This window comes from Acinetobacter sp. ACIN00229, from assembly GCF_016106645.1.
Lineage (GTDB): Bacteria > Pseudomonadota > Gammaproteobacteria > Pseudomonadales > Moraxellaceae > Acinetobacter > Acinetobacter oleivorans.
Genome location: NZ_JADWOM010000016.1, coordinates 77660 through 93517 on the forward strand (window position 1 = coordinate 77660; position 15858 = coordinate 93517).

Annotated in this window: 18 protein-coding genes; 15 read left to right on the forward strand and 3 right to left on the reverse strand. The window is 38.2% G+C overall.

The features are described 5' to 3' along the window. The 4 genes from I7H67_RS14985 to I7H67_RS15000 are packed head-to-tail and all read left to right on the forward strand — an operon-like array spanning window position 1 to window position 2470. On the forward strand, window positions 1-1245 hold the full coding sequence (locus I7H67_RS14985; RefSeq protein ID WP_198308189.1) for a hypothetical protein: 1245 nt from the start codon (window positions 1-3) through the stop codon (window positions 1243-1245). Next, entirely contained in the window at window positions 1245-1601 is a 357-nt protein-coding gene (locus I7H67_RS14990; protein ID WP_227602589.1) for a hypothetical protein, read from the forward strand. Before I7H67_RS14985 ends, I7H67_RS14990 begins: the two co-directional genes overlap by 1 nt. 5 nt (window positions 1602-1606) lie before the next feature. Beyond that, window positions 1607-1963, forward strand: a complete 357-nt coding sequence (locus tag I7H67_RS14995; protein WP_198308190.1) for a hypothetical protein — start codon at window positions 1607-1609, stop codon at window positions 1961-1963. Between the two features lie 45 nt (window positions 1964-2008). Then, a complete protein-coding gene (locus I7H67_RS15000) occupies window positions 2009-2470 on the forward strand; it encodes a hypothetical protein (RefSeq protein WP_198308191.1) in 462 nt (153 codons plus the stop codon). Between the two features lie 66 nt (window positions 2471-2536). On the opposite strand, the gene I7H67_RS15005 is transcribed toward I7H67_RS15000, so the two are convergent. Further along, entirely contained in the window at window positions 2537-3238 is a 702-nt protein-coding gene (locus I7H67_RS15005) for an SDR family NAD(P)-dependent oxidoreductase (RefSeq protein ID WP_198308192.1), read from the reverse strand. 318 nt (window positions 3239-3556) lie between these two features. Between I7H67_RS15005 and I7H67_RS15010 the strand changes: the two genes are divergently transcribed. From I7H67_RS15010 to I7H67_RS15040, 7 genes are all read left to right on the forward strand, one after another. Then, complete coding sequence (locus I7H67_RS15010) at window positions 3557-4141, forward strand: TetR/AcrR family transcriptional regulator (protein WP_198308193.1); 585 nt, start codon at window positions 3557-3559, stop codon at window positions 4139-4141. A 177-nt stretch (window positions 4142-4318) separates the two neighbouring features. Then, entirely contained in the window at window positions 4319-5518 is a 1200-nt protein-coding gene (locus I7H67_RS15015) for an MFS transporter (protein WP_198308194.1), read from the forward strand. Window positions 5519-6006: 488 nt separating this feature from the next. After that, entirely contained in the window at window positions 6007-6510 is a 504-nt protein-coding gene (locus I7H67_RS15020; RefSeq protein ID WP_198308195.1) for a DUF2867 domain-containing protein, read from the forward strand. Window positions 6511-6590: 80 nt separating this feature from the next. Further along, window positions 6591-7292: a DUF1003 domain-containing protein gene (locus I7H67_RS15025; RefSeq protein ID WP_045436953.1), complete on the forward strand. Its 702-nt coding sequence runs from the start codon at window positions 6591-6593 to the stop codon at window positions 7290-7292. A gap of 111 nt (window positions 7293-7403) precedes the next feature. Continuing rightward, window positions 7404-8069: an RluA family pseudouridine synthase gene (locus I7H67_RS15030; protein WP_198308206.1), complete on the forward strand. Its 666-nt coding sequence runs from the start codon at window positions 7404-7406 to the stop codon at window positions 8067-8069. A gap of 128 nt (window positions 8070-8197) precedes the next feature. After that, on the forward strand, window positions 8198-8578 hold the full coding sequence (locus tag I7H67_RS15035; RefSeq protein WP_004795383.1) for a ribonuclease E inhibitor RraB: 381 nt from the start codon (window positions 8198-8200) through the stop codon (window positions 8576-8578). A 28-nt stretch (window positions 8579-8606) separates the two neighbouring features. Next, window positions 8607-8984, forward strand: a complete 378-nt coding sequence (locus I7H67_RS15040) for a nuclear transport factor 2 family protein (protein ID WP_192836837.1) — start codon at window positions 8607-8609, stop codon at window positions 8982-8984. A gap of 43 nt (window positions 8985-9027) precedes the next feature. On the opposite strand, the gene I7H67_RS15045 is transcribed toward I7H67_RS15040, so the two are convergent. Then, complete coding sequence (locus I7H67_RS15045; RefSeq protein ID WP_198308196.1) at window positions 9028-11118, reverse strand: TonB-dependent receptor; 2091 nt, start codon at window positions 11116-11118, stop codon at window positions 9028-9030. A 74-nt stretch (window positions 11119-11192) separates the two neighbouring features. On the opposite strand from I7H67_RS15045, the gene I7H67_RS15050 reads away from it, so the two are divergent. Next, on the forward strand, window positions 11193-12338 hold the full coding sequence (locus I7H67_RS15050) for a DUF1624 domain-containing protein (protein WP_198308197.1): 1146 nt from the start codon (window positions 11193-11195) through the stop codon (window positions 12336-12338). A gap of 40 nt (window positions 12339-12378) precedes the next feature. Here the strand turns inward: I7H67_RS15050 and I7H67_RS15055 are convergent, their stop codons facing one another. Further along, the gene (locus I7H67_RS15055; protein WP_001247568.1) at window positions 12379-12846 is read right to left on the reverse strand and encodes an Lrp/AsnC ligand binding domain-containing protein; all 468 of its coding nucleotides are present in this window, start codon (window positions 12844-12846) and stop codon (window positions 12379-12381) included. Window positions 12847-12982: 136 nt separating this feature from the next. Here I7H67_RS15055 and I7H67_RS15060 point away from each other — a divergent pair, with 136 nt between their 5' ends. The 3 genes from I7H67_RS15060 to I7H67_RS15070 are packed head-to-tail and all read left to right on the forward strand — an operon-like array spanning window position 12983 to window position 15742. Next, window positions 12983-14248, forward strand: coding sequence for a D-amino acid dehydrogenase (locus I7H67_RS15060; protein ID WP_004795376.1), 1266 nt, complete (start codon window positions 12983-12985; stop codon window positions 14246-14248). A gap of 20 nt (window positions 14249-14268) precedes the next feature. Further along, window positions 14269-15372 carry an alanine racemase gene (gene alr / locus I7H67_RS15065; RefSeq protein WP_198308198.1) on the forward strand — a complete coding sequence of 368 codons (1104 nt, stop codon included), beginning with the start codon at window positions 14269-14271 and terminating at the stop codon, window positions 15370-15372. A 10-nt stretch (window positions 15373-15382) separates the two neighbouring features. Then, a complete protein-coding gene (locus I7H67_RS15070; protein WP_198308199.1) occupies window positions 15383-15742 on the forward strand; it encodes a RidA family protein in 360 nt (119 codons plus the stop codon). Window positions 15743-15858 lie beyond the last annotated feature (116 nt).

Below are 15858 nucleotides of genomic sequence, written 5' to 3' on the forward strand. Positions count from 1 at the left end.
ATGGCAAAGTATTATCCGTATGTTGTTTTGGAAACAAATGTAAAACCTACCTTATTAAAGTATAGATTGTACGTTTACAATACCGTAAAAAATAAGGCAGAAACTTCGATACTTTTTACAAGTAAGGAATTCAAAAAAGTAGGAAATAATCTTTATCAAACAAGATCTGCCGAGATAGATGGTAGTAAGTTAGGTATTGAAAATATAAGAGACTGTGTAATTCTTTTTGACTTATATCGATTGAGTATCAGTGGAAAAGAAGCTTTAGTATTAAGTAATTATATTGTGCCAGATAAGATCGAGTCTTATCCTTCTGCAAGTTTTAGCCAAAATAATAAGATATCTAAAGTGCAATACAATGAAGCAAGTAAGGTCACTAAAGTTGTTGAAGAGAGTAAGTCTAAAAATACGTTCCAGCTAAATTTGAGCAGAGAAAGAATTTTTCAATGTATAGATCCTGGCTGTAGGCCTGGGGAAGCGAAAGACCCATTTTCAAAAATACAAATTGAAGCAGGTTTACAAGCTAGATTAAATGAACCTTTTCCAGATCAAGATTTTACTTCATTATGTGGCCCAGCAGCATACTTTTTTTGTCTGCTCAATTTAAGTCCTGTGAAATATAAGGTAGCAGTAAAGCAACTTTGGGAAAATGGTAGTACAAAAATAGGCGGACTTGAAATTAAGCCCTCTCCCAATGGAAGTCGAAGAGTTAAAAATTTTTATCGTAAAAATGATATTCCTAAAATTCCACCAATTGATTGGATAACTTTAGCTAGTTTAAGGGAGTCTGAAAATATAGCTTTATCGCTAAATGATCCAGATAAGGAAGTGGCAGGTATTACTACTTGGATGGAGTTAGGACGATGGTTCAAAGTCACTGGTTTTAAAGATGTCAAAACTTTTCCATTTTATATAAATGGATATAACCCTAGTTTAGTGAATGAACTGAACCAGTATGCTGGAGCAGACTATTATGTTATCAGTTTGATTTCTGCAAGTATTTTAGATAGTGGTACTAGTTCAGGAACGCAAATTTTTCCAGATCATTGGATAGTTTGGACTGATAAATTAAAGGATATAAATGGAAAAATTATTGACGGTACAGCCGACCCCTATAAAACTGAAGTTAGATTAAAAATGTTTACATGGGGTGAAAATAGACAAAGACTTAGAAAAAATCTTTCACTTTATGATTTTGAAAAGAAAGTATTTTTCTCGTTGGTGGTAAAAAAGGAGTTTTTTTAATGAAAATTAAGATATTAGGTTTAACCCTTATAGCTTTAAATGTGGCTGGTTGTGGAGAAAAATATACTATTCAGCCGAATGAGCTCTCTATAGCTCATGTTAATAAATCATATTCCCAGAATATAAAAATTACTGGCGGAAAAGTAGTGGATAAGTACTTTGAAATAGAGACTAATATGCCTGATGATTTAGGATTGAAAATTCAACCGAACAATGATACTAGCGGTTTTAATGACTTCTCAATTAAAGGTATTCCCAAATATAAAGGTGAATATACAATAAATATTTCAACAGGTTTTTATGGCGGTGGTAGTGATGAACTGAATAAAAAATATAAATTAATTATTGTAGAATAAAATGGATGTATAAATATTTTTTAATAATTTTATTGATTTTATTTTCAGGTTGTAATCATGAATATACAATTGAGCCTGATAGTCTTCCCGTAGCCTATGTAGGAAAAGCATATAATCAGCAATTGAAAATATCAGGTGGTAGAGTGATACCATATTCTTTTGAAGTTAAAACTAATTTCCCTAGTGATATGAATATCTCTATTGAGTCAATAGATCAAAATGAAGCAGATGCTTATAATAATTTAAAAATTTCTGGAGTTCCAAAGTATAAGGGAACTTTTACGATTCATATATATGCGGGTTTTTATGCTAGTGGGGATGGGAAGTTAGATAAGACCTATGAATTCATTGTAAATGAATAAGATATTTAATCATATGATTTTATTTGGTTTAAATAAGAGATAAGTATGAAAAAGAATTTATTAATTACCGTACTAATTTTACTTTTCATCATACAGTCCTTAATAAACTATTCCTTCTGGAAAAGTACAAAAACACCCGAAATTCATGTTCTAGAAAAACCTTTGCGGATAGCATCAAATTTCGATAACTATGCACCATATACAATTCTTCCAGCAGGGACAGTTTTATATGATGATAGTGACTCTTTGAACAGAAGGGTTATGGTTTACTTTAATTTGCAAGGTGTAGATTTTAAATTTGAAGAACAAGATCCAGATATCTTAAAACAACCTAGTGAAGTCAGTGGTATAAGGTCGAAGGACTTGCCTGATTTACTAAAAGAAATTCCTCTGACTAAAAAAGATATTTATTTAATTATTAAATATGATGACAGTATAAATGATTCTGTACGCTCTATTTTATTTAAAAAATACAAAATTGATCCTTCAGAGTATGAAAGTAATTAAAAAATTATAAATTTAAAAAGTAGAGGGAGCATAATAAATTATGCTCCCTCTCTTATAAGAAATTATTTAGGCAGCTTGAATTGCTTCACCGCAAAGAGAGACAGTTTCTTGTTTTCGTTGATGTAAATACCAGAACTGCTCAGCAATCGTTTCTGGATGTACTGTGTAGCTTTTATCTTGTGCGCCCGGTGTTCCATCTACGAAACCATTCACAATCACTTGGCTCACGTAAACATTTGAGTCAGCGAGACTATGAGCAAGCAAGTTGGTGGCTTTGTATTGAGCGGCAGCCGTAGTTGCTAATGATGAATATTCTTTGGCAACTAAATCGATGCCCACTGCATCGAAAGCAAAAATTCCGTTTGTCGATAAAATGCTACCGTGATTCTTCTCTAAATCACCTAAGCAAGCTTGCACCGTCGCAATATAGCTCGAAACACGAATATGAAAGCTTTTAGTAAGCTCTAGTGGAGGGGTTTTTAAGATATTGCCTTCAATATCATGGAAAGCATTCCAATGAATATTTTTAATCTCTCCGAATTGGTCTTTAATACGTTTAACTAGGTTTGGTATATCTTCAAGAACCGCTAAATCACATGTAAAAGTGTAAGCTTCAATACCTTGTGTTTTAAGTTCTAAAATGGCTTTTTCGAGTTTTTCAGCATTACGTGCCACTAAACCGATTTTATAGCCTTCTTTACCAAACTTATGTGCTATGGCTTTGGAAATACCTGTTCCATAACCAAAAATTATAATATTGTTGTTCATTATAAAGTTCCAAAAAACCAATTATTTGGTTAGAAATAGTTTATAATATGTTTTTATAATGTATTCAAGCGAAAAAATTAAATCTAAAAATAATGCAGAAAGAACAAGACAAAAATATGAAAAATACTAATTAAGTCAGTTGGTTTTGAATGGTCCAGCTAGCATAGCTTTTATTAAATATTTTTAATTTTATAAAAAATATAGAGTCGCAATTTTCAAATTGAAAAAATCTTTGCTGATAAAATAATTTTTTAATTTGACTTCTCTATCTTCCTATCATAAATTAATTGGAATGATCGTTCCTAATAAGTGTGTTTTATGCGAACTAAAGAATTTGAAACTGATGAAATTGCTGATGCAGCCATGCATGTTTTTTGGCGTCATGGATATGCAGCGACTTCAGTTCAAGACTTAGTCGATGGTACGGGATTATCTAGAAGTAGCCTTTACAGTACTTTTGAAAGTAAGAAAGGGCTTTATCAAAAAGCGTTACAACGCTATGAACTTTTAACCACGCTTAACAATGTGAAGTTGTTGTCTGATTCAGGCTCGCCAAAAGCACTGATTCGGCAATTACTGATTAATGTAGTTGAAGATGAGCTAAATGATGCAGAACACAAAGGCTGTCTGGTTGCAAATGCATGTTTAGAGCTGGCTGGCCATGATGAAGATGTCACTCAATTTGTTATAAGTAACCTACAGAAACTACAGCATGCTTTAGAGAGTTTATTAATTAAAGCTCAACAATCTGGTGAAATTGCTTCTACTCAAAATCCACGTGCATTAGCAAGTTTCTTTCTAAATACTATGCAAGGTTTGCGTGTTTTAGGCAAAGGCAGCCCGCTTAAACAAAGAAAGCAATCTTTAATGGATGTGGTCGAGGTTGCTTTAAACGTTTTATAAAACTCATTTAAACCTTAACTATTGTTGAGCTGAATAGTTAAGGTTTTTATTTAACTTAAACTGGAATGATCATTCCGTAATGGCGATTTTTAGTTCACATGGAGAATAAATGTCTTCCTATCCTAACGTTGTAAAACAAGCGTATAGCTATGCAGAGCATGGTGAGAGTAAACCCTTATGAATATTAAGAGTGATGAAACATCTCATCAGTTAAGTGAAGAGTTCTCTGCTCAATTACCGATTTGGAAACTGTTGGCTTTTACTGTTGCAGGTTTTCTAACCATTATGACAGAAACCATGCCAGCAGGGCTTTTGCCCCAAATCAGTCAAGGGCTAAATATTTCAGAGGCATACACAGGGCAGCTTATTGCAGTGTATGCCTTGGGCTCAGTTTTAGCGGCAATACCTCTCATTAGTCTTACCCGTAGTTGGAATCGGAGACCCTTGTTACTCAGTGCTATTGCAGGTTTACTTTTATTTAATGCGATTACTGCCTTATCAAATGATTATATTTTGACTTTGATTGCTCGTTTCATTGCAGGTATGGCGGCGGGCGTTATATGGGGGCTTTTAGCGGGTTATGTAAGGCGCATGGTATCTGCATCTTATCAAGGTCGAGCTTTAGCAATTGCTGGGGTTGGGCAGCCAATTGCTTTATCGATTGGTGTTCCTTTAGGTGCTTGGTTAGGAACGCTGTTTGAGTGGCGTGGCGTATTTTGGATAATGTCTTTACTGGCATTGATTTTATTTGTCTGGATTCGTTTTAGTATTCCTGATTTTGTGGGACAGTCAGCACAAAAAAGGTTGCCCATTTTAAAAGTTCTTTTAATGCCCGGCATTAGAGCTGTTTTAGTAGTCGTATTCCTTTGGATATTAGCCCATAGCATTCTTTATACTTATATTTCGCCTTTCTTAGTTTCAACAGGGCAGGCATACAAAGTCGAGACGATACTTTTTGTATTTGGTATTTCTTCAATTGTAGGCATTCTCATTACAGGGATGTTTATCGATCGATCATTAAGAAAAATAACGCTTTTAAGCTTATTTTTATTTGCTATTGCAACAACACTGTTAGGTGCTTACAGCTCTTCGAGTTTTGTAGTTATAACTGGCGTTGTGCTGTGGGGAGTAACTTTTGGCGGTGCTCCAACATTATTACAAACAGCCTTAGCAAATACTGCGGGTCATGAGGCAGATGTCGCACAGTCCATGTTAGTCACTATGTTTAATCTTGCTATCGCATTCGGTGGAGTGGTTGGCGGGGGATTACTTGAAAGTCTTGGCGCAGCGTCTTTTCCATGGATTATGTTGGTGTTTGCTCTCATCGCGTTATGCACTGTTTACAGTGCTCGTAAGCATGGTTTTATATCTTCATAAAAGATTTTTGCCCTTCATGACTGAAGAAGTGAAGGGTGATTTAATTTTTATATTTTGATGCAATGCTATAAAAAATAGCTAATGAGTTGGTAAAATAAACCGTAAAATACAAATAAAGTGGAATTTAAATTTAACTAATTATGATGAAATGGGAATAAATTCTTTTTAATTTACTTAATGGCGTAAAAATTTCCAAAAATAGTTAAAATTAGCTGTTCTTAGAAAAACAATCCCGCAGGGTGCTGGCTAAACTATATCTCAAGGGTGTGATAGGGATCGAAAAGAGTAGCATGCACCAAAACGTATAACGTTAGTGTGTACTCACCCAAAAGGTCTCGATTCGGCTTAGGACGCTATAGATCAAAAGTTTATAGGCATAAGGTTCTAACTTACAAAGTTATAATTGTTGAAGTAAACCATAGATGTTTTCCCTTGACACCCTAAAAAATTCTCTATAATAAAAACGATACTTTACAAGAATATAATTTATGAATAAGCCTTATCTTTCTGCCTTGCCGCATGACAGCCAAATCTCATCCCAATTGAACAATGCTTACTTCCACGACTCGTGGAGTATTGTGCTTGGCCAACCAGACCTGAATGTATTTCAGCAACTTATTAAACTGTTCCATCACACGCCTCAATGGATAGAATGGAGTATGAATTTACGTAATAAAATTACTTCAAAGATTGGGCTTAAAGATTTAGGAAGTTTTAAGCAAATTGATGCGCATAAAAAAGAAAATGAATATGTAGCTGGTGATCGAATTGGAATTTTTACCTTGTTACAGCGTACCGAAAATGAGTTAGTGGTTGGCGATGACGATAAACATTTAAATGTGACTTTATCTATTTATAAGAATGAAAAGACTCAAGTACTGACCATAACCACAGTAGTGCATATTAAAAATTTGCTTGGAAGACTCTATATGGTGCCAGTGAGTCCTGCCCACCGAAAAATAGTACCGGCCACTTTACAGATATTGGGTTAGAGCACTATTTTTATTTACGATATGTTAGGCCGAAATCGTTTATATACTAATCTTATTATCATAATAATGGGCTGAATAATATGGACAATAAAAACCAGTATCGCCAATGCGCCGTTTGTGGAAAAAATTTTCCCTTAAAAGATCTGGTCTCTGGTGAAGTCATTCGAGATGTAATTGGTGAAGAAATCTTGAAAGATTATCCGGAGTGGTCTTTTTCAACCTTTATTTGTCGCAATGATTTGGCGGTCTACCGTATTAAATATGTGCAATCACTATTGCGTTCAGAAAAGGGTGAGTTAACAACTTTGGAGAATGAAGTGATTGGCAGTATGCAACGGCATGAACTGATTACTCGTAATACAGAGACAGAGTTCGATCAAAATTGGACTTTGGGTGAAAAACTGGCAGATAAAATAGCTTCATTTGGTGGAAGTTGGGTCTTTCTAACTTGTTTTGGGCTATTTTTAGTGGTTTGGATCCTTTTTAATACCGTAGTGATGGTAGTGCATCCTGTCGATCCTTATCCTTTTATTTTGCTTAATCTGGTGTTGTCGTGCTTAGCTGCAATTCAGGCACCTGTCATTATGATGAGTCAAAATCGTCAAGAGGCAAAAGATCGCTTACGTTCTCAACATGACTATCAAATTAATCTAAAAGCTGAACTGGAAATTCGGCATTTACATGAAAAAATGGATCATCTTTTATCACATCAATGGGAAAGACTTGCACATATTCAAGAAATTCAGCTCGATCTTTTATCTGAAATGAATAAAAAACGGTAAAAACTGAATCTGAGTTTCACGTGGAACATGGTGAGTTTTATAGAATATTTTGCGGTAAATTGGAAATTTCTTTATGATCTGCCGCCATGCTCACTTGCTGTTTCTACGACAATGCCTTTAAACGACAACTTTGTTTATGCTCCGCCACAAGATCCGCTTTCAATCCTATTTGAAGATGACGATTTAATAGTGGTTGATAAACCTGCGGGCTTGTTGTCGGTAATGGGACGTTTACCTGAACATCATGATAGTGCCTATTTAAGAGTGCTTGAAAAGTTCCCTTTAGCCAAAGTGACTCATCGTCTAGATATGGCGACTTCGGGGTTGCTTATGTTTGCAAAGCATCGTGATGCAGAAGTCGCGGTGAGTAAAATGTTTCAGGCGAGAACGGTCAAAAAACACTATATTGCCGTGGTACAAGGGCGAGTAAATCAAGAAGGGAGCGTCGAGGTTCCGCTCATTACCGATTGGGAAAATCGACCTAGACAAATCGTGCATTTTGAGTTGGGCAAACATGCCAAAACCTTATTTCAGCCTTTGGTTTATGATGCCCAAACAGATCAAAGCCGCGTCTTACTCGAACCAGTGACAGGGCGTTCGCATCAGCTACGTGTCCACATGATGCATATTGGACATCCGATTATGGGTGACAAGTTATATCACCCTGAACCTAAATGTTTTCACTTAAACCGTATGGCGTTACATGCCGCATATTTGGCTTTCCAACACCCATTAAATGGAACGGATGTGGTGATTGAATCGAAGGTGCCTTTTTAAAATTTATATACAATTAAAAATTCAATTTGGTGCAATTGGGAACGGAATATATACCCAAATTGCAATAAAAGTCGGGTATTCTTGATGTCGAATAATATTAATACTGCGACAACAACAAGGATCACTTTATGACTCGTGACTACGAACAATTTCCAGATGACGATAACGGCAATGTACTTTGGCAAATGGCTGAAGATGGGGACGATTTAACCGAGCTGCATGAAATTGAATTTTCTATTGCTTTTCAAGATCAAAAGAATGCAGAGCAATGTGCGCTGTATTTACTTTATCAAGAACAAAAAGTTTCACTTTTCCAAGATGACTCTGTTGAGCCAAACGAGTGGGTGATTACCATCTTTGTCAATATGGAACCTGAGTATTCAGATATTGTTGATTTGGAACAATGGTTTGCTAGCATCGCTGAAAAATTTCAAGGCGAATATGATGGATGGGGCTGTATGGCCTATGTCTTCGAGGAAGGCGACGACGAAGATGACCTGCTGCAATAAGGTCTAAAATAAAGAGTAGGAGATAATTATGAACTTATCTCAAAAACAAATTGCAGTACAGTTTTTAGAGCTTGCCGCAGCTGGTGAAGTCGATGAAGCCTATAGCAATTACACCGCACCGAACTTCAAGCATCACAACCCTTATTATGCGGGTGATGCAACTTCTTTGAGGGAAGGAATGCGTGAAAGCGCGGCTGAAACTCCAAACAAAGTCTTTGATGTTCAACATGTCATTGAAGAGGGCGATTTGGTTGCTGTGCATTCAAAACTTGAAATGCAAATGAATGGGTTAACCACTTTGGCTGTGGTTCATATTTGTCGTTTTGAAAATGGAAAAATTGCTGAGTTTTGGGATATTGGCCAAGTACAGCCCGACCCGCTCGTCAATGAAAATGGCATGTTCTAGTAAAAAAGCCCGAAATAATTCGGGCTTTTTATTTATGTATGAATTAAAACTTCCACTGTGCCGAAATTGAAGCGTTGAGTGGTTCCCCTGGTTGAACCCATAAATCGCTATAGCTTGAAACATAGTAAGTTTTATCAAACAGGTTGTTCACATTCAGCTGATAGCGTAAGCGGTCAGATGGGGAATAGTAGCCATTTAAATTGACCAGTGTATAACTTGGTAAATTAAAGCCATTATCAAGATTATGTCCACTGCGTTCGCCTACATAAGTAAGGTTGGCACCTACGCCTGCTTTTCGTGGACCTTCTTGTAGAAACTCATAGTTAGTACTTACAGCGCCTTGGTGTTTTGGAACATTGCTTAAACGAGCGCCTTTTGCCAAGTCTTGGTCTTTTTCAATTTGAGCATCGGTATAACTATAGTTGGCATTGACGAACCAGCGGTCAGTGATTTGACTATTTAAGTCGAACTCAATTCCTTTACTGCTCACTTCGCCTGCTGCGGTTTGAAAGTTACTGTCGACTGGGTCGGTTGTGAGTACATTCTGCTTTTTCATTTTAAACAAAGCCAGACTAAGCACACTTTGGTCGTTTATTTTATATTTGGTGCCGACCTCATAACTTTCGCCTTTTTCAGGAGCAAAAGTCTGTCCATTTCGGTTCATACCACTATTCATGGCAAATGAGCGACCATAGTTGGTATAAAACGCCCATTGGTCAGAGGCTTTAAAATTTACTCCGAAACGCGGACTATTTTGGTGAAGTGTCTGGTTGCTTTCAGTTTGAGTCAGGTGATTTTTAAAGTCTTGTTCGACCTGATCAAAACGATTGCCGAATAGCACACTCCACTGGTCATTAAAAAAGATCTGGTCTTGTAAATTAAGCGCAAAGTAACGCTGCTGTTCTTTGGTGTTGGTAAACGGAGCTAAGTTCGGTAAATATTTGCCGTATTCAGGTTGGTAGATATCAATTGTGTTTGTTGAGCTTGTGCTGTGATTGCGACGAAGCTGGTTTTGCTTATAGTCGAGTTGACCAAGTTCAGTTGAAAGTAAAATTTCATGGCGAGCCCATGAAGTATCAATCTTGCCAAGTAACTCTGTCTGAGCCAGAACATCTTCACTTGTATAATCACGATAGCGACGTTGACGTTCTAAAGTACGTCCATCTGCTTGCATACGCCGAGGTTCGGTCGCAAAGCCGACCATTTTGGCGTCTTTATAGCTGACAGCACTATTTAGCTTCCAGTCAGTATTAAACTCGTGACTCAGACGTAATTGGTAAAAGTAATCTTTTATTTTCAAATCGCCATCGTCAGGTTCACCTGTAAAGGTTTTCGGGTCCATCACAAACTGATGATTGACGGTGCTGACACCGCGGTCAAAGGTTCCTTTATGCTCCGTAAATTCACTGTCAAAGTCGAGTTGTGTCTGGTCTGAAATTTTCCATGTGAGCTGTGGTGAAAAGAACCAGCGTTCACTACTGACATGATCACGGAAGCTTTGATTATCTTCGTGAGCCACTGCTAAACGATAAGCCAGTTCATCGTTAATAGGCGCGGTATGCTCTAGACTAATTCGATATTGTTCTTGAGTATTGGCACGTAGGTTAACTTCACTTTCTCTTTCCCACTGTGGTTTTTTACTATTGAGGTTAAGCAAACCTCCTGTTTCGCCGCGGCCATATAAAGCTGCCATCGGCCCTTTTAAAAACTCTAAAGATTCAATATTCACAACATCTTTTGGCGCACTAATCCCTCGGTTGACACTCAAGCCGTTACGGATCATAGCGGCACCTAAATTGGGATCGGTACTAAAACCACGGAAAGAGTAATTATCCCAAAAGCCGCCACCAAAACTGTTTTGATGAAAAACCCCGCTCACCAAGCTTAATGCGTCATCAATCCGTTGAACGTCTTGTTGTTCCATCATTTGTTTTGAAACATAAGCACGGTTAAAAGGTACGTCTAAAACATCGTGAGAAAATTTAGTCGCCGAGCTATTTGGGCTCACACCTTCTTGAGTGCTTTCAGCCTGAACGCGTATGGTCTCAAGTACCGTTGACGTTTCTTCTGCCCAAGTGAATGTCGATATAAATGATAGACCCAACGAAGACAACAATCCTAATTTGTGTTGCATAAATAATCAGCCATGAAAGACAAAAGAACTATAATGTAATAGTATAACGTTACATTATTTTATTGATTACTGCTATGTCTTTAGAAAAGAATATTGAACGTTTACAGTCGATTGATGCATTGCGTGGTTTGGTTATCCTCATTATGTTGCTCGACCATGTAAGAGAAACTTTCTATTTACATAAACAGGTTACCGATCCAATGGACGTAACAGTAACAGAACCAGCATTATTTGGTAGTCGATTATTGGCACATATTTGCGCTCCGGTTTTTGTACTTTTAACGGGTATTTCTGCATTTTTATTTCAATCAAAAAAACAAGACTTACAACAAACGCGTGCCTTTCTATTAAAACGCGGCTTATTTTTAATTGTGTTAGAGCTTACCCTTGTGAATTTTGCATGGACAGCAACTTTTCCACCCGAAGTCATTTATTTACAGGTGATTTGGGCAATAGGTATTAGCATGGTGGTGCTAGCTTGTTGTGTAAGTTTGCCTTTGCCAGTTCTTGCTAGTGTAGCTTTGGTCATTATTTTGGGGCACAACCTGCTAGATTCTGTGCACTTCTCACAAGGCATCCTACAGAATATATGGTTCATTTTACATGAACGTGGCTGGATTGAATTTGCGGGTATCAAGCTTCGTACAAGCTATCCTGTTTTACCTTGGATTGGGGTGATTTTATTAGGCTACGTTTTAGGCCAGTTCTTTAGTTCAAAATATACAGCAAAGCAAAGAAGCCGCACTTTACTCAGCCTTGGTTTGGCAAGTATTGGGTTATTTATTTTACTGCGTTTTATCAACGTCTATGGTGATCAGCCGTGGCAACATTTTGAGTCATTACAACTGAGTTTGATGAGCTTTTTTAACCTCACCAAGTATCCACCGTCTTTGTTATTTATTTTGCTGAATGTTGGAATTGGTTTGATTGTGTTGGTTGCTTTTGAACGTATGCAGCAATATTCATTTTTAAAACCATTGGTGGTATTTGGCTCGGTGCCTATGTTCTTTTACTTATTGCATTTATATGTGCTGAAACTGATGTATGTGTTTGCACTCAGTGTATGGGGAACTAATTATGGAAATTACTTATCGGTCAGCCATGTGTGGATGTTGTGGTTAATCACAATTGTACTGTCTTTTGCACTCTACCCAGCGGTTAAGTGGTTCTCAAAGTTCAAACATCAAAATAAACATATTTCGATTTTAAAATATTTCTAATTTCTAAAATGTGAGTAAAGTGAGTTCAATAATGCTCGCTTTACTTGCTTACATCTAAATACAGAGTTTCTTTCACTTCTTCCATGACCACATAACTGTGTGACGATGCCGATGCGGGGAGTTTCTTTAATAGATCGCCTAATAAGCGGCGGTATGCGCTCATTTCTTTTAAACGCGCTTTTACAAGGTAGTCAAATTCACCTGAAATGAGGTGACATTCGAGTACTTCAGGAATCTCAACGAGGTCTCTGGCTACTTGGTCAAATACATCACCAGATTTGGCAGATAACTTAATTTCTAAAAAAACGAGAAGGTTACGGTCTACGTAGGCTGGGTTTAGACGGGCGTAATAACCCATGATAATGCCATCGCGTTCGAGACGTTTTACACGCTCTGAACAAGGGGTGGTAGAGAGGTTGACTCTCGATGCCAATTCACTAATCGCAATTCGTCCTTCGCGCTGCAAAATGTCCAGAATCATGCGATCTATACGATCTAAGGGGCGCATAGATATTTCCTCTTTTTTTAAAATTCTCGCGAGAAAAACATAAATTTACCTAGATTATACCCTGAAAAACAGTGAAATAAACTATTGAAGCAGAAATATACTAGTTAAATAAACTGGTGTGCGTGAGGGAATGGAAATGCGCGTAATTGTTTTAGGTAGCGGCGTTATTGGAGTGGCAAGTGCCTATTATCTAGCTCAACAAGGAGCTGAGGTTACTGTTCTCGATCGCCAGTCAGGTCCTGCTGAAGAAACAAGCTTTGGTAATGCAGGTCAAATTTCGCCTGGGTATTCTACCCCTTGGGCAGCACCAGGAATTCCTTTTAAAGCTGTGAAATGGATGTTTCAACATCATGCACCGCTTGCGATTAATTTAGATGGCAGCATGTGGCAGTTACAGTGGATGGCTCAAATGCTGAAAAACTGTAATCCGCAAAGTTATGCTGTAAACAAAGAACGTATGATGCGCGTGGCTGAGTACAGCCGTGACTGCTTACGTGAACTTAGAAAAGATACAGGCATTAATTACGAAAACCGTGCAAAAGGCACGTTGCAGTTATTCCGCAAAGAAGCACAAATGGAAGCGGTTCAACGTGACATTAGCGTGCTACAAGAATGCGGCGTAAGCTACGAATTATTAAATGGCAATGAACTTGGTCGTGTAGAACCAGCGTTGGCAAATGCGCAAGATAAATTGGTCGGTGGTTTACATTTACCAAACGATGAAACAGGTGACTGTTATTTATTTACCAATGCTTTAGCTCAAATTGCTAAAGAGTTAGGTGTTAACTTCCAGTTCAACCAAAACGTAGAAAAATTGATTGTTGAAGGCGATGAAATTAAGGGCGTTCAGGTCAATGGTAAGGTCTTAACCGCAGACCGTTATGTTTTAGCGTTTGGTAGCTATTCACGTGATTTCCTGAAACCACTTGATCTACAGTTACCTGTATATCCTGTGAAAGGTTATTCGTTGACGATTCCAATTGTTGACCCTGCTTTTGCTCCGCAATCTACAGTGCTTGATGAAACCTACAAAATTGCGATTACTCGTTTTGACCAACGTATTCGCGTAGGCGGTATGGCAGAGCTAAGCGGTTTCAATTTAGGTCTGAACGAAGACCGCCGTGCAACCTTGCAAATGGTCACTCAGGACTTGTTCCCGGGCGGCGATATGGCACAGGCGTCTTTCTGGACGGGTCTACGTCCAATGACACCAGACAGCACTCCAATTATTGGAGCGACTCGCTTTAAAAATCTGTTCTTGAATACAGGTCACGGTACTTTAGGTTGGACCATGGCATGTGGTTCTGGAAAATTAATCAGTGACATCGTATTGAATCATAAGACTGAAATCAGTACAGATGGTCTTTCAATTCAGCGTTATTCACACGCACATGCTGCATAACGGACGTTAGGAAAGTAATCATGCCTCGTCCTATTACCGCAGTGATCCACCGTCAAGCCTTACAAAAGAACTTGGCGGTGGTACGCAAGGCTATGCCAAATAGTAAGGTCTTTGCCGTTGTAAAAGCCAATGCTTATGGACATGGAATTGAACGTGTTTATGAAGCATTTAAAGCAGCAGATGGCTTTGCCTTACTTGATCTTGATGAAGCAAAACGAATTCGTGCTCTAGGTTGGACAGGTCCAATTTTATTGCTCGAAGGGATTTTTTCTCCTCAAGACTTATTCGATTGTGTGCAGTATCAACTCAGTTTCACCATTCATAGTGAAGCGCAAATCGAGTGGGTAGAAAAGCATCCTTATCCAGCTCAATTTGATGTTTGCCTAAAAATGAACAGTGGTATGAACCGTCTTGGTTTTAAACCACAGCACTATGTTCAGGCTTGGGAACGTTTAAACAACTTGGCGAACGTATCCAAGATTACGCACATGATGCATTTTTCTGATGCAGATGGTGATCGTTTCGGCCAGCAGGGTATTGATTATCAAATCACTGCTTTTGAAGAAATTGTAAAAGATTTACCGGGTGAAAGGTCGGTAAGTAATAGTGCGGCAATTTTGCGCTATCAAGATCAGCTCAAATCAGATTATGCACGTAGCGGCATCATGCTCTATGGCAGCTCGCCAGACTACCCGACGCATAGTATTGCGGACTGGGGCTTACAACCGACCATGAGCTTACGCAGCGAAATTATTTCCGTTCAGCATTTAGAGCCGAATGAAAGCGTAGGTTATGGCTCAAACTTTGTCGCAGAGCAACCCATAACAATTGGGATTGTCGCTTGTGGCTATGCCGATGGTTATCAACGTATTTCACCAACAGGTACGCCTGTTTTAGTGGACTCTGTCCTCACTCGTACAATTGGCCGCGTGAGCATGGATATGTTGGCAGTCGATTTAACAGGTATTGAAAGTGCCAAAGTCGGCAGTGAAGTCGTGCTTTGGGGCCAATCAAGTACAGGCGTCGTTTTACCTATTGATGATGTCGCAGTTTCATCCGGTACGGTGGGCTATGAACTGATGTGTGCTGTCACCGCCCGTGTTCAATTTATTAATCAGGTATAAGGAAATCCGAATGTCTAATTCAGATATACAAAAGATTAACACTAACGAAGTCATGAGCGCCGTGACTGTTTTTAACAAAGTGGTTTATCTGTCAGGTCAGGTACCTAAAAATACCGAGCAAGACGTGGCAGGCCAAACTCGTGAAATTCTTGCAACGATTGATGAACTTTTGGCATTAGCCAGTACCGACAAATCTCGCTTGCTCTCTGCACAGCTCTATTTGAAAAATCTTTCTGACTTTTCAACCGTAAATGCAATTTGGGTTGACTGGTTAAAAGGGTGTGTTGCTCCATCGCGTGCCACAATTCAGGCCGATTTGGTCAATCCAGATTGGTTAATTGAAATTGCCGTGACGGCAGCACAAAAGTAATTCGTTTTTACTCCGAAAATGATGATGTATCTAACAGAAGGAAGATAGATACGGTTTATCCAGTCATTTTTGGTGAACAGATTCAGTGACCTATGGCATACGGTTCGATTTTCGCC